This window comes from Pseudomonas sp. TE12234, from assembly GCF_054061835.1.
Map to the genome: position 1 here is coordinate 36,479 of NZ_JBSSEP010000006.1, position 22,631 is coordinate 59,109.

Consider the following 22,631-nt stretch of genomic DNA (forward strand, 5'->3'; position numbering starts at 1 on the left):
GTCTTCCGTTAGAACTCCAGCGTACTGGACAAGGTCACCTGCCGCGAATCGCCCATCGACACAAAGAACCGGCTCGCCGCCGAGGTGTAGTAAGTGCGGTCAAACAGGTTCTTCACGTTGAGCTGAAACTTGACCTTTTGCCCGTCGAGTTGCGTGTCGTAGGTGGCGAACGCATCGGCGACTGTGTAGCCCGGCAGCTCGAAATCGTTCACTGCGTTGCCCTCCCGCTCCCCGACATAACGCGCCCCCGCGCCAACACGCAGTTGATCGCCACCGATGACACTGCCGAAGTCGTACACCGCCGATAGCGAACCGCTGTTGCGGGCCACGTTTTGCAGTTCATTGCCCTTGTAGTCCGGGTCCTCGGTCACTTCGGCATCGGTGTAGGCGTAACTGCCGATCATGCTCCAGCGGTCGCTCAGTTGACCGCTCAGATCCAACTCAAGACCGCGGGAACGCACTTCGCCGGCCGCGCTGTAGATCGTGACCGGTCCTTCGGAGTTGGCCACCAACACGTTGCGTTTCTTGATATCGAACAGGGCGATATTGCCCGTTATCCGCCCCGGCATGTCGAGCTTGGCACCGATCTCCCAGGACTTGGCTTCTTCCGGCGCAACGCTGCCATCAAGCACGGTGCTGCTGCCGCTCAGGGGGGCGATGGTCGAGTTGGGTTTGAAGGATTCGGTGTAGCTGCCGTAGAACGACAGCTCATCGGTGTAGCGATAGACGAGGCCGGCGCGCGGCACCCATTTCTGGCCGTTGCTGTCGGTGTTGGCCTTGAACGGCACACCTTTGCCGGCGTACTGGTCGTACGTCTGGAAACGCCCGCCCGCTACAAGAATCCACTGGTCGGTGAGGTGGATCGAGTCCTGCACAAACACCGAATCGCTGCGCAGCAAATCGGTCTGGGCGCTGTCGGCCGGGCTCACCGTGCTGCCTTCGACTTCACGACCATAGACCGGATTGAGGTAGCTGAACGTGCTCAGGCTTTGCTGTCGGATCAGGTCGGCGCGATAGATCTTGCGGTACTCGTCATCGATACCGATTACAAGGTCGTGGCGCATGCCCGCAACATCGACCTTGCCTTCAAGACTGGCCGTGGCGAACCGGTCGGTGCTGATCGCATTCTGCGTGCCGTCCATGCTGCGGGTCAGGGTGCCCTTGCTGGTGTCGATGGCGGTGACACGCACTTGACTGGCGTCGTAGGTTTCGCGGTTCCAGCTATAGCCGAAGTGGGCGCTCCAGTTGTCATCGAGTTCGTGATCGGCCTCGAAGTGATAGAGGTCCGAGCGCCCTTCCATGTCGTTGAACGGCTCGTCGAGGCGCTCATTGCGCGAAATGTCCAGCGGATGGTTGGTGCCTGGATCAATCACCGTGCCACGGTCGAACGGGGTGAGGAATTCACGGTGCTCATAGGCCAGCAGCAACTTGGTGCGCTCGCCGAACCAGGCCAGCGACGGCGCCACCAGTGTCTCGCGATGCACGCCATAGTTGCGCCAGTAATCTTCGTCTTCGTGGTCCAGCACCATGCGATAGGCCAGCCCGGAAGTACCCAGGGCGCCGGTGCTGTCGAAGGTGCCGCCGCTGCCGTTCTTGCCGTCGCCGTAAGTCGATCCACGCAGGGTCAAGGCGTTGTACTGCTCAAGCTCTGGTTTTTTGCTGACCATGTTCACCACACCGCCGGGGTCCTGAATCCCGTAAAGCAACGAAGCCGGCCCTTTGAGCACTTCAACCCGATCCACCGTGGCGTTCATGCCACGACCCTGCACCAGCGGCATGCCATCGCGCATGATCGAGCCGTTGCGGTTGTCGCCGAAGCCGCGGGTCATGACTGAATCCTGAGTACTGCCCAGCGTATTGCCTTGGGTAATGCCGCTGACATTGGCCAGTGCGTCATCCAGATTACGGGGTGCCTGATCGCGAATGACCTGGGCCGCAACCACGTTGACGGTCTGCGGGATCTCCTGAATCGGCGCGGAGGTGCGCATGACCGAACTGGTGGGGGGCGGCTGGTAGCTGGTGGATTGATCCATCACCGAAGTAATGGTGGTCGCCCCCAGGTTCAAGGCCCCCGCCGTAGGCTGCGGTTCCAGTGCGATGGTGTGATCGTCGGCGCGACGGAAGGTGAAGCCTGAACCACTGAGCAAACGCTGCAGGGCCTGTTCAGCAGTCATCTGACCGTTGATCGCCGGAGCATTGAAACCGTAGGGCGCTTCATCGGTGTAGACCACGCTGATGCCGGTGACACGGCTGAAATCGCTCAGGGCCTGAGGGAGCGGTTTGGCGTCCATCGAAAAACTGAACGGCGCGTATTGCCGGGCACCGATGTCTGCGGCCCTTGCAGCACTCAGCGGCAGCAATGCCAAGGCCGAAAAGCTCAACGCAGAAACACCTAACCATTGTTTGACCGAACCCGATTTTGCCCTGGACTTCATGACTCATGACCTGTGTAGAACCGCAACGGATGCGAATGACTCGCAGTTTCAGTCACTACACGGATGGCATTCGGTTTTACCTCAGTAGAATTTTGAAAATAATCTTAGTGAGGGTGATTGGGTGCCTGAGATCGCGTTTTACCGCATGAACCGGCTTGTCAGCGAAGACGTCATAAAGGTCAGCGCAAAATAATCAAATGCCCCGAAAGCTGGTGCTGTTCAAATCCCAACACGCCCTGCAACGAACTCAACACCGCCTGCGGGTCCTTGCTCGGAAAGCTGCCACTGACCCGGCGCTTCGCCAGTTCATCGTTGAGCAGCACGATTCTACCGGGGTAATAACGCCCGAGATCCCGCACCACATCGGCCAACGGCGCCTTGTAGTAATTGAGCCAACCCTGGCGCCACGCCAACTGCGCTTCACTGTCCACCGCGTGGAGTTTCTGCCCCACGCCTTCGCCGTATGCCACTTGCTGGCCGGCGGTGAGTATCTGCTGTGCGGCATTCTTGTCCGCCAACACGCCAACGCGACCGGACAACACCGTGACCTGCGCGCCATGGGGTTGCAGGCGCACCTCGAACTGCGTGCCCAGGACCCGAGCCCGGCCCTTCTCGGCGTCCACCACGAACGGCTCGCCGGTGTGGGTCACGCTGAAAAAACCGGCACCGCGCCGCAACTGCACCCGCCGCTCGCCACGACTGAAATCCACCGCGATGGCACTGTCGGCATCGAGGGTGACCTGCGACTGATCGGCCAGTGTGATGGTGCGAATTTCCCCCGGCGCCGATACGTAATCGGCACCCAGGTCGTCGATCCAGCGCGATGGTTGCCAGCCCGCGCCGAGGCTGATCATCAGCAACAGGCACGCCGCCATGGCCAACGCCCCGGACCCGCTCCGAAGGCTGCGGCGGCGTGGGCGGTTCATGGCGTCGAGATAACCTTGCAGGGCCACTGCCTCTTCATCCGCCAGGGTCCGTGCCGGGACTTCGCTCAACTCCCAGACCACCTGCGCTCGGGCATAGGCCTCGGCATGCGCCTGATCGGCCTGCAACCACCGACTGAAAGCAGCCTGATCAGCGCTGTCGGGCTGGTCACGCAGGAGACTCAACCAGGCCAGCGCCGCCTGTTCCTGAGCGGGCGTCGGGATCACGCGTTCGCAGTCTTTCACTTGGCGTGCCCCGGCGCGCGCAGTTGAGGCTCGCGCAGGCTGGCCTTGCAGGCCTCGAGCGCGCGCATCATGTGTTTTTCAACCGCACTTTGGGACAGCCCCATCGCTTTGGCGATCTCGGCGTACTTGCGGCCATGGATGCGATTGAGCAAGAAAATCTGCCGCGTACGTTCGGGCAATGCGCGCAACGCTGCCTCGACATGACGCAAATCATTGCCCGCCTCCAGCGCCGCTTGTGGCTCACTGTCCACGCCGTCCGACGATTCCGCCATCAAGCCTTCACTGGCCCGGACCCGCGTGGCCTCACTGCGCAGATGGTCGATGGCAATGTTGCCGGCGCAGCGCAGCAGGTAGGTGCCGAGTTCTTCGACCTGCACTAGCGGCCGTCGCCAGAACCGCAGGAACAAGTCCTGCACCAGGTCCGCGGCCGTCGCCCGGCAACCGACCCGGCGACTGACCAGCGCTTCCATTTGCGACCGTTGCGAAAGGAACACATGAAGAAAATGCGCACGGTCGCCGCGCAGTTCATCGCGCTGGATTTCGTGGGGTTTGGGAGGAGGAGTGATCATCGAGCCACTGCTGCGCCAATGCGTCCATTGGCCTGGCCAGCCGCCTCATCGCGGCCGGACGCCGGCGATACGGCATCAACATCAGCAGCACGGCGCCGAGCATCAACGGTGAAGCGAGAGAATGTGCTGGTGTTGCCCTTCATGTCGCGACCTGGAAACCGATGAAGCCGCGTGAATGTCGCGGGCCTGCAAGGCCGCCAATACTAATGATAAATATTCTCATACGCAAAAATAATGGTTGAGACCGCACTCCAATGTCGACAACGCTGAAAACGAAACGGGCCTGCAATGCAGGCCCGTTCAAGTGGGAAGTTAAAAAGTGGATCAGGCTTCAGCCATTTTGCGCTGCCTGTTCGTTTTCAAGAAACTCTTCCTCCAGCAACTCATCCGCGTGAGCCCTGCGCTCGAACGGCACGACGGCGGCGCGGGGTTTGCCTCGCAATTTGCCGAACAGGTGTTCCAGCGCGTGCTCGAGTTTCTCGGCGGCTCCGTCGATCGCCAGTTCCAGGCTGGCGGCTTTATGGGTAACGGAGATCGGTTGGTGGCCTTTTGGCCGCGCTTCCAGCTGGCAGCGTAGATCGTGGGGACCGGGCTTGTCGCCGTTCTCGTCCCGCAGGTGAACCTCCACTCGGGTCAGGTTCTCCTCATAACGTTCGAGCGTGCTCTCAATGGTAGTACGTACCCACTCCTCCAGTCGGATGCTGCTTTGAATATGGTTATCGCTATTGACTTGGATTTGCATAGTTCATCCCTTATTTCAGCTAGCTCGCGAGAGGCCGGTCAGCTAAGCCCTTGGGCGTCATCACCGTGACCTCTTGATTACACAATCGGTCTGTACGCTGAACAATTCAACCCCTAAAAAAAGATAAAGTTTTAATCGCAAAAAAAGCCGGACAATGGGCAAAAGCGCTGTTAATGTCGGGAGTTGAGTCGCCCCGCGCCTTTGTCATATTTGCTCACATCTGCTGGTCCGCCAGTGGGTGCAGGCTGCGAAAAATCCCCGCCTCCTCCACCAGCCAGTCATGCACCGCCCGCACGCCCGGATGGCTCAGCGCACCTGGTGCATAGAGCAGCATGTAACGCTTGTGATTGGGCACCGCGAGGCCGAACGGCACGATCAATGCGCCGCGCTCCAGCTCGTCGTTGAGCAATGTGCGCCGCGCAATCGCCACGCCCATCCCGGCGATCGCCGCCTCAATGGTCAAATGATTGCGATTGAAGGTGTGCCCGCGCCGGACATCCGCGCCTTCGAAGCCGATGGCATTGAGATAGAACTCCCATTCCGCATATTCGTAGCTGCCACGCCAGGCGGTGATGTCGTGCAACAGCGGAAAATGCATCAGGTCCGCCGGACCATGCAGGGGTGGGCGTCCGCGCAACAAGCCCGGCGCACACACCGGAAAAATCTGTTCGTCGAGCAGGGCTGTGGATAACAGCCCGGGATAACTGCCGTCGTTCAGGTCAATGGCCAGATCGAAGTCGCCCTCGTGCAGTGGCACGCTGCTGTCCTCGGCCACCAGGCGCAATTGAATGTCCGGAAAACGTTGCTGCAAACGCGGCAGGCGTGGGGTGAGCCATTTGCTCAGGAACGAGGGAATCGAACGTACCCGCAACGTCCCGCTGATCATGCCGGCGTCCAGTCGGCGCAATTCCGCATCGATGCTGCCATAGGCCTCGTTGACGGTGATGGCCAGTCGCTGGCCTTCGGCGCTCAATTCCACGCCTCGGGCACGCCGATGAAACAGGCGAAAGCCCAGGCGCTCCTCCAGTTGGCGGATCTGCTGACTGACCGCCCCCGGCGTGATGTGCAGTTCCTCGGCACAACGGGTGAACGACAAGTGCCGCGCGGCGCAGGAAAACACCTGCAGCCACACGTAAGTCTGGGCATGCAATTGTCGGCTCATCGTTTAGTCCTGCTAAAGGCTATCTTAGGAAGTTTCGTTGGTCACGCAGGACCGAGGGAGGCAGTATCGCTGAAAGTGCGCTTGTCCTACAAAAATGGCAGCGATTTATCTTCCATTGCAGGAATAGGCTTTAGCATGGCTATCAGTGTTTTCGATCTCTTCAAAGTCGGCATCGGCCCATCCAGTTCCCATACCGTCGGTCCGATGCGCGCCGCCGCGACCTTCGCCCAGGCGTTGGTCGACCAAGCTTTTCTGCCGGACGTTAGACGAGTGGAAATACGTCTCTACGGCTCTCTGTCGGCGACCGGCGTCGGCCACGCCACCGACCGCGCCTGCGTCATGGGCCTGATGGGTGAATGGCCGGACCGTATCGACCCCGCCACCATCGACAGCCGAATCCACACCCTGCGCAAAACTGGCGAACTGCTGCTGGCAGGGCAAGTGACCATCGCCTTCAATTGGTCGCGCGATCTCCTGCTGCTCGACGAAAGCTTGCCCTACCACCCAAACGCCATGTCCTTGACCGCCTTCGGCGAAACCGGTGAGCTGTTCGAGCAGACGTACTACTCGGTCGGCGGCGGTTTCATCATCGAAGCGGCCGAAGCCGAGTCGGGTATTGCGCCCGCCAGCGATGTGGTGCTGCCGTACGATTTTTCCAGCGCCGTCGAATTGCTCAAGCTCTGTAACGAGCATGGCTTGCGGGTTTCCGAATTGATGATGGCCAACGAACGGGCCTGGCGCGGTGACGCCGACATTCGTCAGGGACTGCTGCACATCTGGTCGGTAATGCGTGAGTGCGTCGAGCAAGGACTGGAACATGAAGGCATCCTGCCCGGCGGTCTGAATGTTCCGCGCCGCGCCGCGAAATTGCACCGCAGCCTGTTGGAAATCGGCAAGCCGAACGTCATCACCTCGACCCTGTCGGCCATGGAATGGGTGAACCTGTTCGCCCTCGCCGTGAACGAAGAGAATGCGGCAGGCGGGCGCATGGTCACGGCGCCGACCAACGGCGCGGCGGGGATCATCCCGGCGGTCCTGCACTACTACATGAAATTCAATCCGGACGCGTCGGACGATGACGTGGTTTCGTTCTTTCTGGGCGCGGCAGCGGTCGGCATTCTGTGCAAGAAAAACGCTTCGATCTCCGGCGCCGAAGTCGGCTGTCAGGGCGAAGTGGGTTCGGCCTGCGCCATGGCCGCCGCCGGCCTGGCCGAGGTGCTGGGCGCCACGCCGGAGCAACTGGAAAACGCCGCCGAAATTGGCCTGGAACACAATCTGGGCCTGACCTGCGACCCGGTCGGCGGACTGGTGCAAGTGCCGTGCATCGAGCGCAACGCGATTGCCGCCGTGAAAGCGATCAACGCCACGCAAATGGCCCTGCGCGGCGACGGCAAGCACTTCATTTCCCTGGATCGGGTGATCCGCACCATGCGCGATACCGGTGCCGACATGCACGATAAATACAAGGAAACGTCACGGGGCGGCCTGGCGGTGAATTGGGTCGAATGCTGACCGCTTTGGAGGCATACCCGGATTTATTGCCCTGAAACGGGCAGAAAAATAAACACGGTCCCTGTAGGAGCGAACTCGCTCGCGAAAACCCCACCAGCACCGCGAAACAGCTGGTTAGACGCGTGATCATTCACGTCCATCGCGAGCAAGGCTCGCTCCTGCATGCTGTAAATATTGTCCGACAATCTTTACGGCATGCCCCTTGCTACACCCCCTGTTGCAAGCATTGATGGCGATGTGGCCATGAAGGCCGATGGTCCGGTGTTGCGAACTAATCCCGATATCGACCGGTCAACAACTGCACGTTCAATCAGGCGGTGACGCATCATGGACAACCCTTTCCAGCTCATTACCGATACTTTTTCAGCGGATTATCAGATCAACCTGAGCATTCAGGGACTCGATGGCAGCATCATGCTGACCCTGTCCAATAGTGGCCATGTGGTGGCCAAACGCATGATCAGTGCTGACCAGCGCAACGACCCCGAACGCCTCAAACGCCTGGTGCAAAGCATTCAATTCGGTATCGCCATCGAACAGGGCCACAGCGCCGTGGCAATCCTCGAAGCCATGACTGATGGCGACACCCGCAACCTGCCACCTCCACCCGCCAAAGGCCGGCCTCGACCCGCCATGAGGTTTTAAAGCTCGCCCTTCTCCACTTCCGGGTGTTCACTGGAGCCCGCGCCGGTCTTGCGGTGCGGGTTTTCGATTTTCACCGACGGGAATTGCGACGAGGCGTAGCGCACCACCAGAATCGAAAACGCCAGCAGCAGAATCCCGCCACACAGGTAGATGATCCCGATGTCCGGCGGGTTGTGGTGCGAGACGTTGGAAATCAGCAACCGAGTCAGCGCGGTGATCGCCACGTAGATCAGGAAACGCACCGGCATGTGGTTGGTCTTGAAGTAAATCCCGACCATCGCCCCCAGTTCCAGGTAGATGAACAGCAGCAAGATGTCATCGATCTTGATGTGCCCCTGTTCGATCATCCCGAGAAATTCCATCACCGCGGCCCATGCGGTCACCGCACCAATGGCGAACAGCGCCATGTAATGGAAGGTCTCGACGAACAGGTTGCCCAGGGACTCGGCCAGTTCATGCACGTTCTGCCGCAGGTTTTCTGCCCAGTTGATTTTCACGATGATGCTTCCTTAGGTCGGCTCGACCGGATAATGCGGGTTGGACATGACGATTGTTCTGCATGCAGAAACAAGGCCACGCCATGATGGCCGGGCGCTCTGGAACGCGCTCCGTGGCGTTTGGTCGCACCCACCTGTCTTGTCAGGGCCTGACAAACCCTGTTTTCGGTCTAGATTAAAAAGCCACTACCCAAACCCCGGGGTTTCGCTTATCCTTTTAGCTGTATATAGATACAGTAGTCGAATCAGACAACCAAATGTGAAGGCATGTGAGGTGGTGAATGGCCGTCGAAGTGGTATACCGCAGCAGCCGAGATCTGGAGCGCTTGTTCATGGATAAAGCCGAAGCTGACCGTCATGACAAAATGCTCGAACTGGCCGAGTTGCTGGCGGAAGTGTTGCAAAAAGCCGTTCCGTCCCTGACCGAGCAGCAAGTGGAAGAAGCCGGGATCTACATGGCGAAGAATCGCGATGTGTTTGCCAAGGCGTTCAAGAGCCAGCCGGACGCTTTGTCCGAATTGCTCAGCGCGCCTGTCGAAGTCGCGGAACCGGTTGAAGTGGAGACGCCCGTCGAGGAGCCAGTTGCCGAGCCGATCGCCCCGGCGAAGCCAGCGAAGGCCGCCAAAACCGCAAAGTAAGCAACACCCGAATTGAACAGGCCCTGAGTCCGATGGAGTCAGGGCCTTTTTCATGCCGGGAAATCCGCTCAGCGATACAAGACTTTCTCCGCCAATTCATCCGCCACCCGGGCCGGCGAACGTTTTTCCGCCTGGGCATGGGCGAAGACCTCCGTCAGGCGCGAGCTGATCTTTGACAGGTGCGCCGTGATGGTCGGCAGCTCTTCACCACGGTGTTTGAGCGAAACGTAGATCAGCCCGCCGGCATTGATCACGTAATCCGGCGCATAAAGAATGCCCCGCCGCTCCAACTGATCGGCGACATCCAGATGAGTCAGCTGATTATTCGCCGAACCGGCCACGGCCGAGCAGCGCAGTTGCGTCACGCTGTGGCTGTTGAGCACACCGCCCAGACCGCACGGGGCGAGTATGTCGCATGGGGTGCTGAGCAATGCATCGTTGGCGATCGGGTGCGCGCCGAGTTGCTCCATGGCCAGTTGCACCTTGCCGTGGTCGATGTCGCTGACCAACAGTTCGGCACCCGCGGCGTGCAGTTGTTCGGCCAGCGCAAACCCGACATTGCCCAGGCCTTGAATGGCCACCCGTAAACCTTCGAGGTTATCGCTGCCCAGTCGCGCCATCGCGGTGCTGCGGATGCCGGTAAAGACCCCCATCGCCGCATGGGGCGCAGGGTCGCCCGCCGAGGTGGTGCTGGTGACATGTTGGGTCTGCTGGGCGATGCAATCCATATCCGCTACCGACGTGCCGCTGTCGATGGCGGTGATGTAACGGCCGTCGAGCTGCTCGATGCAGCGCCCGAAGGCCTCGAACAGCGCCGCGCGGTTGGCCACATGGGCCGGCCGAATGATCACCGCGACGCCACCGCCCTGGGCCAGGCCGGCCAATGCGGCTTTGTAGCTCATGCCTTTGGCCAGGCGCGCCGCATCCTCGACCGCGGATTCGTCGCTGGGGTAGGCAAGGTAACGACACCCCCCCAGGGCAGGTCCCAGTCGGCTGTTATGAATGGCAATGACCGCCTTCAACCCGGTGACCGGGTCGACGCTCAGATGCAGCGATTCAAGGCGAGTGCTTTGCATGAGAGCGAACATCGTAAGGCTCCCGAATCACTTCTTGTAGTCGCCAGTATAGGCTTGCGCCCAAAAATTGCAGAAGCGCACCGGAATAAGCGAAGGCTTGATGCAAGCTTTCGGAAATAACCTGTTTCAGCCTCTGCACGACACTGGACGAATGCTGGCGACGGGGCTAAAACGAGGCATTGCCCGGAGATTCTGATGACACCGCGCCAATCGTTTTTCGCCTGTCTGCAACGTTCACCGCCCGCGCTGTTCGAGGCGGCGCTGTGGATTGCGGCCGAACATGACAGCGAGGTAAACCCCGAGGCGTTGCTCCAGGATTTCCATGAGTTGCAACAGCGTGTGAGTTACGGCTTGCCGATGTTGCCGGTCAACGAACTGGCGCAACCCTTGTTACGCCGCATGAATGACCTGGGTTTCGCCCAGGACGACTTCAGCCCATTGCGCCCACAGGTGGCCTTGCTCAACAAAGTGCTGGCATTGCGCCGCGGGCAACCGCTTTCCCTGGGGCTGATCGCCCTGGAACTGGCCAGGGGCCTGGAAATCCCCTTGGTCGGGGTTAACTTCCCGGGGCATTTCCTGTTGCGCGTGCCGGGGGCCGATCACTTGCTCGACCCGTGCGGCGGCCGTCGGCTATACCCCAACGATTGCCGGGAATTGCTGCAACGCCAGTACGGCCCGAACATGAAACTCAGCGCCGAACACCTGGTCACCGCCGATCCCGTGCAGATGCTGCAACGCCTGTCGCGCAACCTGCGTCAACTGCACCTTTCCCACGACGATTACATCGGCGCCTTGATCGACGCCGAACGTGTGCTGGAACTGGGCAATGGCAATGCCGCCGACTATCTGGCCCGCGCCAGCCTCTACCAAAGGCTGGACTGCCCGAACGCCGAACGCTTCGACCTGGAACATGCACTGTTGCTCAGTGATGATCCGATCCAGCGAATTCGCCTCACTGAACGACTGGGGCATTTGCCGCCCAATTCCGTCGTCCATTGATCGCCCGCTCCCGCAGGGGGATTTGTGTCGGGATTCAAGGCGTATCAGGCTGATTCGCCGGATGCGCCTTGATGAACGCCGCATGTGTCGCCGCCAGCGCCGCCACGCGACGGATGCGTGGATAGGCCTCAAGCGCAATATTGAAGCGTTCGGCCGCATACAGCTGCGGGATCAGGTAGACGTCGGCCAGACCTGGCTCAGGCCCGAAGCAGTAACCCTCGTCGCCGATCAACTGCTCCACCGTCGCCAGCCCCTGGCTTATCCAGTGCCCGATCCACTCCACCACCTGCGGCTCGTCGTGGCCCAACTGGCGCAGCCTGTTGAGCACGCTGACGTTGTGCAATGGATGCACATCGCAGCCGATTACCGCCGCCACGCCACGTTCATGGGCGCGGGCCGCGAGGTCTTTCGACAGCAGCGGCGCGTGTGGATAACGCTCTTCCAGGTACTCGATGATCGCCGGTGACTGGATCAGCAGCTCGCCTTCATCGGTGCGCAAGGCCGGCACGCGGCCCTGCGGGTTGATGGCCAGATACGGCGGCTGGCGGTGCTCGCCACCCGGCGGCGCGATCAGGTTGACCGGCAGCGCCTGGTAATCCAGGCCTTTGAGCGCCAAAGCGATGCGCACCCGATACGACGAGGTCGAACGGTAATAGGTATAGAGCTGCATGACCCGTTCCCCTTAGCGCGCCGGCAACACTTTGCCGCGGCATTCGCCGAAACCGATGGACGCAAAACCTTCACGGCGGCAACGGCCACGAAGAATGATTTCATCGCCGTCTTCGAGGAATTTGCGCACTTCGCCCGATGCCAGTTCGATCGGCTTTTTACCGCCCTCGGTGATTTCCAGCAGGCTGCCGAACTGACCATTTTCCGGCCCGGACAAGGTGCCCGATCCGAACAGGTCGCCGGCCTGCAACTGGCAGCCGTTGACGCTGTGGTGCGCGACCATTTGCGCCACGGTCCAGTACATGTGTTGTGTGTTGCTCAGGGTCAGGCGATGGGCTGGCAGGTTCTGCTCGCGCATGGCTTCGGTCAGCAGCAGCACTTCCAGCTCGATGTCGAAGGCGCCAGAGGCCTGATCACGCTTGTCGAACAGGTACGGCAGCGGCTGCGGGTCGCCTTCAGGACGCGCGGGCTGGGCGCGACGGAACGGCTCCAGCGCTTCGGCGGTGACGACCCACGGCGAGATGCTGGTGATGAAGCTCTTCGACAGGAACGGCCCCAGCGGCTGGTATTCCCAGGCCTGGATATCCCGTGCCGACCAGTCGTTGAGCAGGCAGAAACCGGCGATGTGATCGGCGGCGTCGCCAATGGCGATGGAGTCGCCCATCTCGTTGCCCTGACCGATCCAGATGCCCAGTTCCAGTTCGTAGTCCAGGCGCGCGCAAGGGCCGAAAGTCGGTTCGCTCTGACCGGCCGGCAAGGTCTGGCCTTTCGGGCGACGCACGTCAGTGCCGGAGGGGCGAATGGTCGAGGCGCGGCCGTGGTATCCGATCGGCACGTACTTGTAGTTCGGCAGCAACGGGTTGTCCGGGCGGAACAGTTTGCCGACGTTCTGCGCGTGTTCGATACCGACATAGAAGTCGGTGTAGTCGTTGATTTTCGCCGGCAGGTGCATCACGCAATCCGCCGCCAGTGGCAGGAGTTTTGCGCCCTGGACTTCGATCTTGCCGCGCAGGCTGCTGCCTTCTTCGAGCAACTCGATCAAACGTTCACGCAAGGCCACACGCGCTTCACGACCGAGTTCGAAGAACGCATTCAACTGACCGCCACGGGTGGCTTCGACGGCGGCTTTTGCTGCGCCATCGAACAGGCCGGCCTCGAGTGCGGCCTCCAGATCGAAGATATGCTCACCGATGGCCACGCCACTGCGTGGCGCCGAACCCTTCACGCTGAAGATGCCCAGCGGCAGGTTTTGCAAAGGGAAATCCGTATGGCCGTTGGCGGAAGCAACCCAACTGCGAGGGATGGAAGTTTGCGTCATGGGTTATCTCCGTGTCGGGTCGAAAGTCGCGGGCAATGTGGCCCAGCAGGCATCGTAGTTGGTTTGCAGTTGCGGGCAATCGAGGGCGAACCGGCTCGGACGCAGCACCTGGCTGGTCTCGAACATGAAGGCCATGGTGTTGTCGATTTTCACCGGCTTGAGGTCAGCGTTGATGGCCTTGGTGCAAGTTTCGCCATCCGGGCCGTGCGCGCTCATGCAACTGTGCAAGGAAGCACCGCCGGGCACGAAGCCCTCAGCCTTGGCGTCGTACTCGCCTTTGATCAGGCCCATGAATTCGTTCATCAGGTTACGGTGGAACCATGGTGGACGGAAGGTGTTCTCGGCCACCATCCAGCGTGGCGGGAAGATCACGAAGTCCAGATTGGCCAGGCCGTGGACGCTGGTCGGCGAGGTCAATACGGTGAAAATCGACGGGTCCGGGTGATCGAAGCTGACGGTGCCGATGGTGTTGAACCGGCGCAGGTCATATTTGTACGGCACGTTGTTGCCGTGCCAGGCGACCACGTTCAGCGGCGAATGATCGAGCTCGCAGCCCCACAGCTGACCGAGGAATTTCTGCACCAGCGTGGTCGGCTGCTTGAGGTTTTCGTAATGGGCCACCGGGGCCAGGAAGTCCCGCGGATTGGCCAGACCGTTGCTGCCGATCGGCCCCAGATCCGGCAGGCGAAGCGGCGCGCCATGGTTTTCGGCGATGTAGCCGCGGGCTTGCGGGTCGAGCAGTTCGATGCGGAATTTCAAACCGCGCGGTAGCACGGCGATTTCCAGTGGCTCGAGTTCGAGCACGCCCAGTTCCGTGGCAATGCGCAGACGGCCCTGCTCAGGCACCAGCAGCCATTCGCCGTCGGCGTTGAAGAACACCCGTTCCATGGAGCGGTTGGCGCGGTAGCTGTAGATGCTGATCCCGGCCGGTTTGTCGGCGCTGGCGTTGGCGGCCATGCTCACCAGGCCGTCGATGAAGTCCGTCGGTTCGGCGGGAATATCCAGCGGGTTCCAGCGCAGCCGATTAGGGGTCACTTCACCCAATGGGCCACCGGCCAGTTGCCGCTCGAGCTTGACGAATGCCGGATGATTGGCCGATGGCTGGATGCGGTACATCCACGTACGCCGCGCTTCACTGCGGGCCATGGTGAACGCGGTACCGGAGAACAGTTCGGTGTAGAGGCCGTACGGGGCTTTTTGCGGCGCGTTCTGGCCGACCGGCAGCGCACCGGGCAATGCCTCACTGCTGAATTCGTTGCCGAAGCCTGACTGGTAAGCCAGCGCTGGCGCCGTTGAATCGAGGTTCATGGAGCCTCCTGAACAGGGAGTGGGCAGTGGCCTGTCGCTCCATTGCAGAGGTCTGGGACACGCCAGGGTTATTTTTATCGTAATTCAATTACGCTTAACGTAATTTGATTGGTATTGACCGTCAAGCTATAAAGACGCCCATTCGTCCCGGGATCACACCGCCTCCATGGAAAAGCCAGACAGCAACGGTAAACAGAAAGTACGCTCGGCCGAGGTGGGTACCGACATCCTCAAGGCCCTGGCGCAGTTGTCCCCCTCGACTTCGCTCTCGCGCCTGGCCGAGCACGTGCAGATGCCGGCGAGCAAGGTTCACCGCTATCTGCAGGCGCTGATCGCCAGCGGTTTTGCCGAACAGAACAGCGTCACCAACCATTACGGCCTGGGCCGCGAAGCCTTGCGCGTCGGGCTGGCCGCACTCAATAGTATGGACGTGCTGAAAGTCGCCGCCCTGCCCTTGGCCGAGTTGCGCGACGACTTGAACGAAACCTGCTTCCTGGCGGTATGGGGCAACCAGGGGGCAACCGTGGTGCACATCGAGCCGGCGGTGCGCGCGGTGACGGTTGTGACGCAATTGGGCTCGGTGCTGCCGTTGCTCAGTTCATCGACGGGACTGGTCTTTGGCGCCTACCTGCCCAAGCGCGAGACCGCGGACCTGCGCGAGCAGGAATTGCGGGGCCAATCAGCCCACGTCCTGGCGGATGACCCAACCTATGCCGCCATGTGCGAACAGATCCGCGCACGCGGCCTGCATCATGTGCATGGTTTGTTGATGCCCGGTGTGGATGCCTTGTCGGCGCCGGTGTTCAATGCGATGGGGAAAGTGGTGGCCGTGCTGACGGTGGTGGGCCCGGCATCGCTGTTTCACGCCGACGAAAACGGCCCGGCGGCGCAGCGATTACTCGCGGCATCGCGGGCCGTCAGTTGGCGCATGGGTTACGAGAGTCCCGCCCGCTCAGAGATGCTGGAGGGAACACGCAAATAACATTCATACCCACTGCCGCGGGCATCACTGCTTTCAACCGTTTACGGAGTCACCCAGAAAAACCTGGGCGATGTCTACGCCCATTCTGTTTAGTTCGTCAAAATCGAGACCTTTGAAACGAAAGTCCGGGTCGAATGTGTAAGGCTCGGTAAACAACCCCAGGTGCTCTCCTTCAAAGCAGGGAGTCTCGCGATCCTGCAACTGCAGAAGGAACGCCCACACCAGCGTTTGGGAATAAGTCACCAGCAGTTCGTCAAGTTTATTAATGCCATTCACATACACTTTATCGACATTGATACCACGACCGCCGAGTCTTGCATGCAACATGGCACGCACCCGTTCAATATTCAGCTCTTCCATGATTTAACTTCCTTGCTTGCCAATTAATGAATCTTCGTTAGTTGTTGCCGGAAAGCATACTAGGCAAATTCACACACCACGTACGCAGTAGAATGTTTCGCTATCTTGCAGGTAATACTCAACCCACTTAAAGAGCACCCGTTTCATCCTGACGATATGAGCCCTAACTTCTTCGCAGTGGCCACGGCTTGGGTGCGACGCTCGACACCCAACTTGCTGTGTATTCGCCGCGCATGGGTCTTCACGGTATGCAATGAAATAAACAACTGTTCGGCAATCTGTTGATTGGAGTTGCCTTGGGCGATCAGGCTCAGCACCTCCAGTTCTCGTACGCTCAATGGATTGGCGTCCAGCGTTGACGGCGCCAGGGGCTCCTCCTCCCCCAAGCGACTGAGCAATGTCGGCTGACGCAGGCGCAGTTCGCACAAGGCTTGTTGCAAATGGCAGCGTTTCACCAGTTCCAGCCCGGCCTGCAAGGCCGACTTCGCCAGTGCCGTCTCGCCCATCAGATCGGCCACTTCGCAAATCGCCAATTGCAATTCCGCTTCAAGCGCCAGCCTGGCATCACGTTGCGCTTGATCAAGCAACGCCTTGAGCCGCTCCAGGGGGTGCTTCGCCTGTTGCAGATACGTCTCGGCGATCACCAGCTGGTATTCGATCCGCGCGATCAGTTCGATGGTGGCCGGAGGTGCCTGGCGAGCCTGAGGTCCACGGTAGTGCCGCAGGACTCGGGTCAATGCTTCACAAGCCAATGTCGTGCGACCTTGCTGCAACCAGAAGTGACTGCTGATCTGCAGCAGTGCGCTGCGATAAACCGTGTCGGGAATCTGCCGCTGCTGCATCAACCGTTCGGCATCACGTAACCGGTCAAACGCCTGTGCGTAATCGCGCTGATTGGCGGCCACCTGTGCCAACCCGAGAAAACCATACAACGCGCGTTTGTCCTGACTGTGCAGGCAGTCCTGCAGACCGGACTGGAAGAACCGGGATGCCAGGCCATCCTGCCCCTGGCAGAGCGCCAGACGTCCGCGTCGCAAGGCAATCCGCCCCAGCAGCGGCGTCGGGCGATCGGCCTGCCGACACAGTAATTCATGGATATCCGCCAACAAACTTTCGGCTCGCTGGGGAGCACCGCGCTGCTCCAGCCACTGGGCATGATCGAGTTCGAGCAAGCCTTCAAAGAGCAGCGAACCCTGCGCCCGCGCCAGACACAGCGCCTCACGATTGAAGGCCTGTGCGCCATCGAGGTCGGCGGTCAGCAGCGCTTGCTGGGTCAGCCCGGACAGGCATAACAAGCGCGCGGCCCAAGCGTCGGAGTCCAACTCGGCCAGCGCCTCGATAAAGTGCGTGCGCGCCGCTTCCATCCGCCCCTGCAAATGCAGCAACCAGCCCTGCTGAGCCTGCCAGCGCGCCAGCAGTTGCCGTTGCAGGGCCGCCGTCGGCTGAGGCGTGAACCGCACCAGTTGCTCGATGCACGACGCGGCCTGATCGAAGCGCCCGGCAAACAACAACGCCGCGGTGATCAAACCCACCAATTGCGGCGTACCAAGGGTCAATTCTTCACCTTGGCGCTCATGCAGACTGAGCAACAGACGCACATTCTCCCGGCGGAACAAATGCTCAAAGCTGAAGTGCTGCAACAGGCTGACCGCCACCTCGAACTCTTCGGCCAACAACGCCTGCTCGAACGCGCCCTGCCAGTCCTCCTCGGTGGTGAACCACTGACAGGCGCGCCGGTGCCAGGAGCGCCCTGCCGAACCTTGTTCCTCGCGCATGGCCCGGGCCAATGGCACGAACACCCGCAACAAGTCGGGCGAGTCCTCCCAGGGTTCGATGAAACACCCCATGTCCTGCAAGGCGTGCAACCACTGCGCGCCCTCACCGGCGCCAAACAGATGCTCGCACAGGCTGGCATTGAAGCGCGGCAGGTGCGCCAGCACTTGCCAGGCTTCCACCAGTTCTGGCGGCAAGGTGTTGAACAGTTCATGTTGCAGGTAATCGAGCAACGTCGCCGATCGCCCCTGCCTGCCCTCCCCGGCCGCCCACTGACAACCGTCGAGCAAGGCGATGCGCACGCCGGCGCACCAGCCACCGCTACGCTGGATGATCCTCCTGGCCGTATTGGCTGACTGCGGCGGCACGACATGGACGAGCAATTGTTCGATGTCCGATTCGTTGAATGCCAGGGCCCGCGCCTCGCATTCGTACAACTCATCGTCGAGCAACAAGCGTGGCCAGTTGCATGATGGACGCCGGCGCGAACCCAACCACCAGTTCAACAGTGGATTTCTGACAGCCAGTAAACGGTCCAGCAAGCGGTCGAGCTCAGGATTGGGCACGCGACAGTAATCATCGAGAAACAGCCAAGTGGGCGTTTGCAGCCTGGCCAGAGCCTCCAGCAAAGCAAGCTCATCCGCCCCAGGCAGCCCCAGTGTGCAGGCCAGCCATTGCTGGAACTCGACAACACTCAAGGACGCCCCCGCCAACGACAGCCAATACACGCGACAGTGCGTTGGTGCTCGCAGCAGACACTCGGTGAGCAGGGCGCTCTTGCCGCTGCCGGCCGGGGCGCAAAGCAACTTCACCCGCGCTGGCGAGGCCAGCAACGGCTCAATTAAACGGTCGCGAGACAGGTGGTGAGAAGACAAACGAGGCAGGGGTCCAGGACGGTCCAGACCCAGGGTCATGGCAGTCATTATGAGGCGCCTTTTTATAGTTGTGGCGCCACCCTAGACCTCTCCCGAACGCTTGTTGAAGAAGTATTCAGCAGACTGATTTACACCCATAAAAAAGGTGACCGCGAGGTCACCTTTTTGTGTAAAGCCTGTAGGAAGACTACTTCACACCTGTACTCCTCAAGGCTGCAGGCGTGTAGTCCCCGGCTTTTGCCGCGATGTTGAATTCGAAGCTGCGCTTCTCTTCGTTTTTCATCCCCAGGGCGATGTAACGACCAGCAATCAAGTCATACAGCGCTTCGACGGTATAGGCCGGAACCTGATGATCGTAGTAGAACTGGGCATGCCCCTCGGCCACACGCCAGAGCTGTCCGCGACCGTCGTAGTGATCGGCCAGGGCCACTTGCCAGGTGTCTTCGTCGAGGTACATGTGGCGCTTGGCGTATATGTGCCGCTCGTTGGGCTTGACCGTGGCGACAACCTCCCAGACCCGGTGCAACTCATAGCGGGTCAGGTCCTGATTGATGTGCCCGGCCTTGATCACATCGGTGTACTTCAGGTCAGGCGAATCGAGCTTGTAGCTGTTGTACGGGATGTACATTTCTTTCTTGCCGATCAGTTTCCAGTCGTAGCGATCCGGCGCTCCGGAAAACATGTCGAAGTTGTCGGTGGTGCGTAACCCGTCCGATGAGGTGCCGACGCCGTCATAGGCCACTTGCGGTGCACGCCGCACGCGGCGCTGGCCAGCGTTGTAGATCCACGCCTTGCGCGGCTCCTGGACCTGATCGAGGGTCTCGTGAACCAGCAACACGTTGCCCGCCAGCCGCGCCGGTGCGGTCACCTCCTGCTTGAAATAGCTGAGCACGTTTTCATCGCTGCCCGGTTTGTAATCCCCCAGCAGGGACGGTACGGCCACCTCGTCCTTGAAGCGGATGACGGTGAAATCACCATTCGATTGCGGCGTTGCCTGGGTAATGGTGCGTCGCAGATTACCGCCGTGATAACGGGTGATGTGGTTCCAGATCACCTCGACTCCGTTCTTTGGAATCGGGAACGCGTAATAGCGATTGCCGGTGAAGTTGGCCAGACCGTTACCGTCGTTGATCGGCGTTACATTGAGCGCGCTGCGCTTGGCCGACTCATAGATTTCCGGTGGCAGGGCCGCGGTGCGGTGCGTCGGATAAACCGGGATTTTGTAGGTCTCGGGATAACGCTTGAACATCGCTATCTGCCCATCGGACAGCTTGTCCTTGTACTTGTCGACCGTCGCGGCCGTGATGACGAACAAGGGCTTTTCATTGGCAAATGGATCGGCCAGGAACCCCTTGCTGTCCACCGCACCAGCGTTTTTCGGGAGGCCGCCGGTCCAGGGTGGAATCGAACCGTCGGCGTTGCCGGCCTTCTCCGCACCGAGCGGTGTAAGGCTGGTGCCGAGTTTGTTGGCTTCTTCCGGCGTCACCGCCGCCATCACGTTGGCGGCCAGCAGACCGAGGGCCAGGGCACCGCATTGCAGAATCATCTTGCGCATGGAAATCATCCTTCTCAGCCAGATCAGAAGTTCACGCCAAAGCTCAACGCCACGAAGTCGCGGTCTTCGAGGGTGTTGTAGTCACCCCCGAAAAAATCGGTGTAACTGAGGCTTGCGGTGTAGGTATTGCGATAGTCGGCATCGACGCCGAGGCTGATGGCCTTGGCACCTTCGTTGAACAGCCCGTTGGGGCCGTAACCGCTGACGTCGTGGGACCACGACAGGTTGGGCTTGATGTTGATGCCGGCGATGAGGTTGTTGTAATCGAGGATGGCCCGTGCGCGATAACCCCAGGAGGTCGAGGTCACGAAACCATCGGTATCGCCGCCGAAACCATACTGCCCGTACACCGAGTCGCGGCCGTAGCGCAGCTTGCTGCGGGCTTCCAGGCCACCGACGTGAACCACCGCGGCCTCGCCCACCAGGGTCAGGCGATCAGCGCCCATCACCTGATCGACGAAGTGCGTCAGGGTGCTTTGGACCTGGGTGATTTCCTTGCGCCGATAGCCCTTGTTATCGGCACCCGGACTGGATGCAATGGGCGATGCCGCGCCGCCGGCAATCGGGTTGAGCATGGCCAGCGTCAGGTCGTTGGTGTTGACCTGCACCGGCGCGTTGGGCCGATAGCTGATCTCGCCGGTCCATGCGGTACCGGTCGGCAAGGTGGTGGAGAAACTTGCGCCGTACAGGCGAATGTCTTCCGGGTAATCGAGGTAGTACTGACCGCGCCCGAGCATCACACTTTGCGCGAGCCCCGAGCCACTGCCGGGCGCAATCCGGTTGGCCGTGGCCACGATCCCCGGAATGCTCGCCAGCGTGCTGGCACCCGCGGTGACGGTGCCCACCGTCGGCGTGCGACTGTGGTAGTTCATGAAGTACAGGCCGTACTCGGTATCGTCGCCAAGCCAGCGCAGCGCCGTCCCCCATTGCCCGGAATCGCGGGCATCACGGTCACTGCCACGGGGCACGATCACGCCCTCCTTGCTGACTTCAAACCCCTGGCCAAACGCGGCAGCTATCGGTTGCAACGGGGCGATCGCCGGATTGGCGACGGTGTAGTTCTTGTTGCAACCATCCGCTGCCACATCGACGCCGAAGAAGGTCCCGCAGTTATCGAGGACGGTCTGGTCCCATTCCAGCTGGTAGAAGCCTTCGACGGTCAATTTGTCCGTCAGGCCCTGGGAAGCGAACAGCATGTTCACCGGAATCAGGCCTTCCTTGATCTCGGCACCGGGACGGCGGAAGGCGGACACATCCACCGGGTTGATGCTGTTGATCGAGTTGCCGATGAACGTGCTTTCACCCCAACTGACCACCTGCTTGCCTGCACGCACCGTGCCCGGCAGGTCGGCGATGGCGTAGTTGTGATAGACGAAGGCATCGAGGATCTGTCCACCGGAAGACTTGGCACCCTCCTGGCGGCCCTCGTCGCTGATGGGCTTGAACTCGCGGTTTTCGTCCTTTAGTTCGAAGTCGTACCAATATTTTCCACGGACGAACACACCGGTGTCGCCGTACTTGAGCTCGAGGTCATGGATGCCTTTGAAGATCTTCGAGAACGTCTCGCCCTTCTTGAAGTTCAACCGCCCGTCATCGCCGGTCGAGGACTGTCCGGAACCGCCATTGACCGTGCCCACCAACGAATCTTCGGCATCGCGCATGCCCCAGCTCGCGCCCACTGACAGTGACGAGTCAAACGTCCCCTCGATCTCGCCGATGTTGAATGAAATGGCCTGCGCCTGGGCGCAGCAACCCAAGACCACCGCAGCGACCAGCGCCTGCGGTGTGAAGATGGCGCGCATTGTTGTTTTTGTCATGCGTCTTCCCCGGTGAGTGACAGAAGGCCTCACCCTACTGCCGCCCGCCAGGGGCGATAAGCGCACCAAGGAGGTATTCGTGGTGTACCTCTAAGGGATGACAGGCCGCATGGCAGGGCGTTTTGCGCGAGGCATGGATGAGCTGGATGCAGGACCATCATCCATGCGCATATCGCGGGGGGGGGCTGAATGGGAGGGGCAAAAACGGCACTGTTGCGCGGGCTGTAACACTGCATGTCGCGAATCGCTGTTTTTCCTTTGCCAGCAAACACTTATTCTGGCCTGGCTTTCACGGGAACCCACCTGGAAGCACGAAGCAACGGTGTGTGATCCGACCATCCCGTTCATGACAGTTTTCAGATGAGATTGACGGTTTCGACTCATCGCCCTGTGTTCACTGACGTTGATTTGTAGCTCCTGATCCAACGTCTTACCTTGGCCGCTGCGTTTGCAGCGGCCTTTTTTATGGGCGCCGTTTTTGTAGGGCCGACTGGATCCACTTGAACCACGGTCGACAGATAGACTTCCTG

18 protein-coding genes and 1 pseudogene are annotated in these 22,631 nt (G+C 60.5%); 5 read left to right on the forward strand and 14 right to left on the reverse strand.

All coding sequences use genetic code 11. From position 1 onward, the window contains the following. Positions 1-8: 8 nt before the first annotated feature. The 5 genes from ACVWYU_RS11590 to ACVWYU_RS11610 form a co-directional block, all read right to left on the reverse strand. Entirely contained in the window at positions 9-2,435 is a 2,427-nt protein-coding gene (locus ACVWYU_RS11590) for a TonB-dependent siderophore receptor (protein ID WP_457372731.1), read from the reverse strand. A gap of 179 nt (positions 2,436-2,614) precedes the next feature. Continuing rightward, positions 2,615-3,604, reverse strand: a complete 990-nt coding sequence (locus ACVWYU_RS11595) for a FecR family protein (RefSeq protein ID WP_457372732.1) — start codon at positions 3,602-3,604, stop codon at positions 2,615-2,617. After that, complete coding sequence (locus ACVWYU_RS11600) at positions 3,601-4,173, reverse strand: RNA polymerase sigma factor (RefSeq protein ID WP_457372733.1); 573 nt, start codon at positions 4,171-4,173, stop codon at positions 3,601-3,603. Before ACVWYU_RS11600 ends, ACVWYU_RS11595 begins: the two co-directional genes overlap by 4 nt. Before the next feature lie 331 nt (positions 4,174-4,504). Beyond that, complete coding sequence (locus tag ACVWYU_RS11605; RefSeq protein WP_090316280.1) at positions 4,505-4,915, reverse strand: HPF/RaiA family ribosome-associated protein; 411 nt, start codon at positions 4,913-4,915, stop codon at positions 4,505-4,507. 214 nt (positions 4,916-5,129) lie between these two features. Further along, positions 5,130-6,077, reverse strand: coding sequence for a LysR substrate-binding domain-containing protein (locus tag ACVWYU_RS11610; protein ID WP_090316277.1), 948 nt, complete (start codon positions 6,075-6,077; stop codon positions 5,130-5,132). A gap of 135 nt (positions 6,078-6,212) precedes the next feature. Here ACVWYU_RS11610 and ACVWYU_RS11615 point away from each other — a divergent pair, with 135 nt between their 5' ends. Together ACVWYU_RS11615 and ACVWYU_RS11620 are read left to right on the forward strand one after the other, a co-directional pair. After that, positions 6,213-7,589 (forward strand): L-serine ammonia-lyase, encoded by a 1,377-nt coding sequence (locus tag ACVWYU_RS11615; protein ID WP_457372734.1) that lies wholly within the window; start codon positions 6,213-6,215, stop codon positions 7,587-7,589. A 327-nt stretch (positions 7,590-7,916) separates the two neighbouring features. Further along, positions 7,917-8,234 carry a DUF3509 domain-containing protein gene (locus ACVWYU_RS11620; protein ID WP_457372735.1) on the forward strand — a complete coding sequence of 106 codons (318 nt, stop codon included), beginning with the start codon at positions 7,917-7,919 and terminating at the stop codon, positions 8,232-8,234. Here ACVWYU_RS11620 and ACVWYU_RS11625 read toward each other — a convergent pair. Next, positions 8,231-8,731: a phosphate-starvation-inducible protein PsiE gene (locus tag ACVWYU_RS11625; RefSeq protein ID WP_090316269.1), complete on the reverse strand. Its 501-nt coding sequence runs from the start codon at positions 8,729-8,731 to the stop codon at positions 8,231-8,233. The genes ACVWYU_RS11620 and ACVWYU_RS11625 overlap by 4 nt on opposite strands. Positions 8,732-9,012: 281 nt before the next feature. On the opposite strand from ACVWYU_RS11625, the pseudogene ACVWYU_RS11630 reads away from it, so the two are divergent. After that, positions 9,013-9,252, forward strand: a pseudogene (locus ACVWYU_RS11630) (YebG family protein); the annotation flags it as partial. Positions 9,253-9,437: 185 nt separating this feature from the next. Here the strand turns inward: ACVWYU_RS11630 and ACVWYU_RS11635 are convergent. Continuing rightward, positions 9,438-10,457 (reverse strand): Glu/Leu/Phe/Val dehydrogenase family protein, encoded by a 1,020-nt coding sequence (locus tag ACVWYU_RS11635; RefSeq protein ID WP_090316263.1) that lies wholly within the window; start codon positions 10,455-10,457, stop codon positions 9,438-9,440. Between the two features lie 183 nt (positions 10,458-10,640). Here ACVWYU_RS11635 and ACVWYU_RS11640 point away from each other — a divergent pair, with 183 nt between their 5' ends. Next, positions 10,641-11,444, forward strand: coding sequence for a SirB1 family protein (locus ACVWYU_RS11640; RefSeq protein ID WP_090316261.1), 804 nt, complete (start codon positions 10,641-10,643; stop codon positions 11,442-11,444). 34 nt (positions 11,445-11,478) lie between these two features. On the opposite strand, the gene maiA is transcribed toward ACVWYU_RS11640, so the two are convergent. Genes maiA through hmgA form a run of 3 tightly spaced genes read right to left on the reverse strand, consistent with a single transcriptional unit; the run spans position 11,479 to position 14,739 of the window. After that, positions 11,479-12,114, reverse strand: coding sequence for a maleylacetoacetate isomerase (gene maiA / locus ACVWYU_RS11645; protein ID WP_457372736.1), 636 nt, complete (start codon positions 12,112-12,114; stop codon positions 11,479-11,481). Between the two features lie 12 nt (positions 12,115-12,126). Continuing rightward, positions 12,127-13,431 (reverse strand): fumarylacetoacetase, encoded by a 1,305-nt coding sequence (gene fahA / locus ACVWYU_RS11650; RefSeq protein WP_457372737.1) that lies wholly within the window; start codon positions 13,429-13,431, stop codon positions 12,127-12,129. 3 nt (positions 13,432-13,434) lie between these two features. Then, complete coding sequence (gene hmgA, locus ACVWYU_RS11655; RefSeq protein ID WP_457372738.1) at positions 13,435-14,739, reverse strand: homogentisate 1,2-dioxygenase; 1,305 nt, start codon at positions 14,737-14,739, stop codon at positions 13,435-13,437. 166 nt (positions 14,740-14,905) lie between these two features. On the opposite strand from hmgA, the gene ACVWYU_RS11660 reads away from it, so the two are divergent. Next, a complete protein-coding gene (locus ACVWYU_RS11660) occupies positions 14,906-15,721 on the forward strand; it encodes an IclR family transcriptional regulator (protein ID WP_457372739.1) in 816 nt (271 codons plus the stop codon). 33 nt (positions 15,722-15,754) lie between these two features. Here the strand turns inward: ACVWYU_RS11660 and ACVWYU_RS11665 are convergent, their stop codons facing one another. The 4 genes from ACVWYU_RS11665 to ACVWYU_RS11680 all read right to left on the reverse strand — a co-directional run bounded on the left by ACVWYU_RS11665 (position 15,755) and on the right by ACVWYU_RS11680 (position 22,101). Next, positions 15,755-16,081, reverse strand: coding sequence for a hypothetical protein (locus tag ACVWYU_RS11665; RefSeq protein ID WP_457372740.1), 327 nt, complete (start codon positions 16,079-16,081; stop codon positions 15,755-15,757). Between the two features lie 143 nt (positions 16,082-16,224). Further along, on the reverse strand, positions 16,225-18,777 hold the full coding sequence (locus ACVWYU_RS11670; RefSeq protein WP_457372741.1) for a LuxR C-terminal-related transcriptional regulator: 2,553 nt from the start codon (positions 18,775-18,777) through the stop codon (positions 16,225-16,227). Positions 18,778-18,916: 139 nt separating this feature from the next. Further along, on the reverse strand, positions 18,917-20,284 hold the full coding sequence (locus ACVWYU_RS11675; protein WP_247255977.1) for a DUF1329 domain-containing protein: 1,368 nt from the start codon (positions 20,282-20,284) through the stop codon (positions 18,917-18,919). 23 nt (positions 20,285-20,307) lie between these two features. Then, positions 20,308-22,101 (reverse strand): DUF1302 domain-containing protein, encoded by a 1,794-nt coding sequence (locus tag ACVWYU_RS11680; protein ID WP_457372742.1) that lies wholly within the window; start codon positions 22,099-22,101, stop codon positions 20,308-20,310. Positions 22,102-22,631 lie beyond the last annotated feature (530 nt).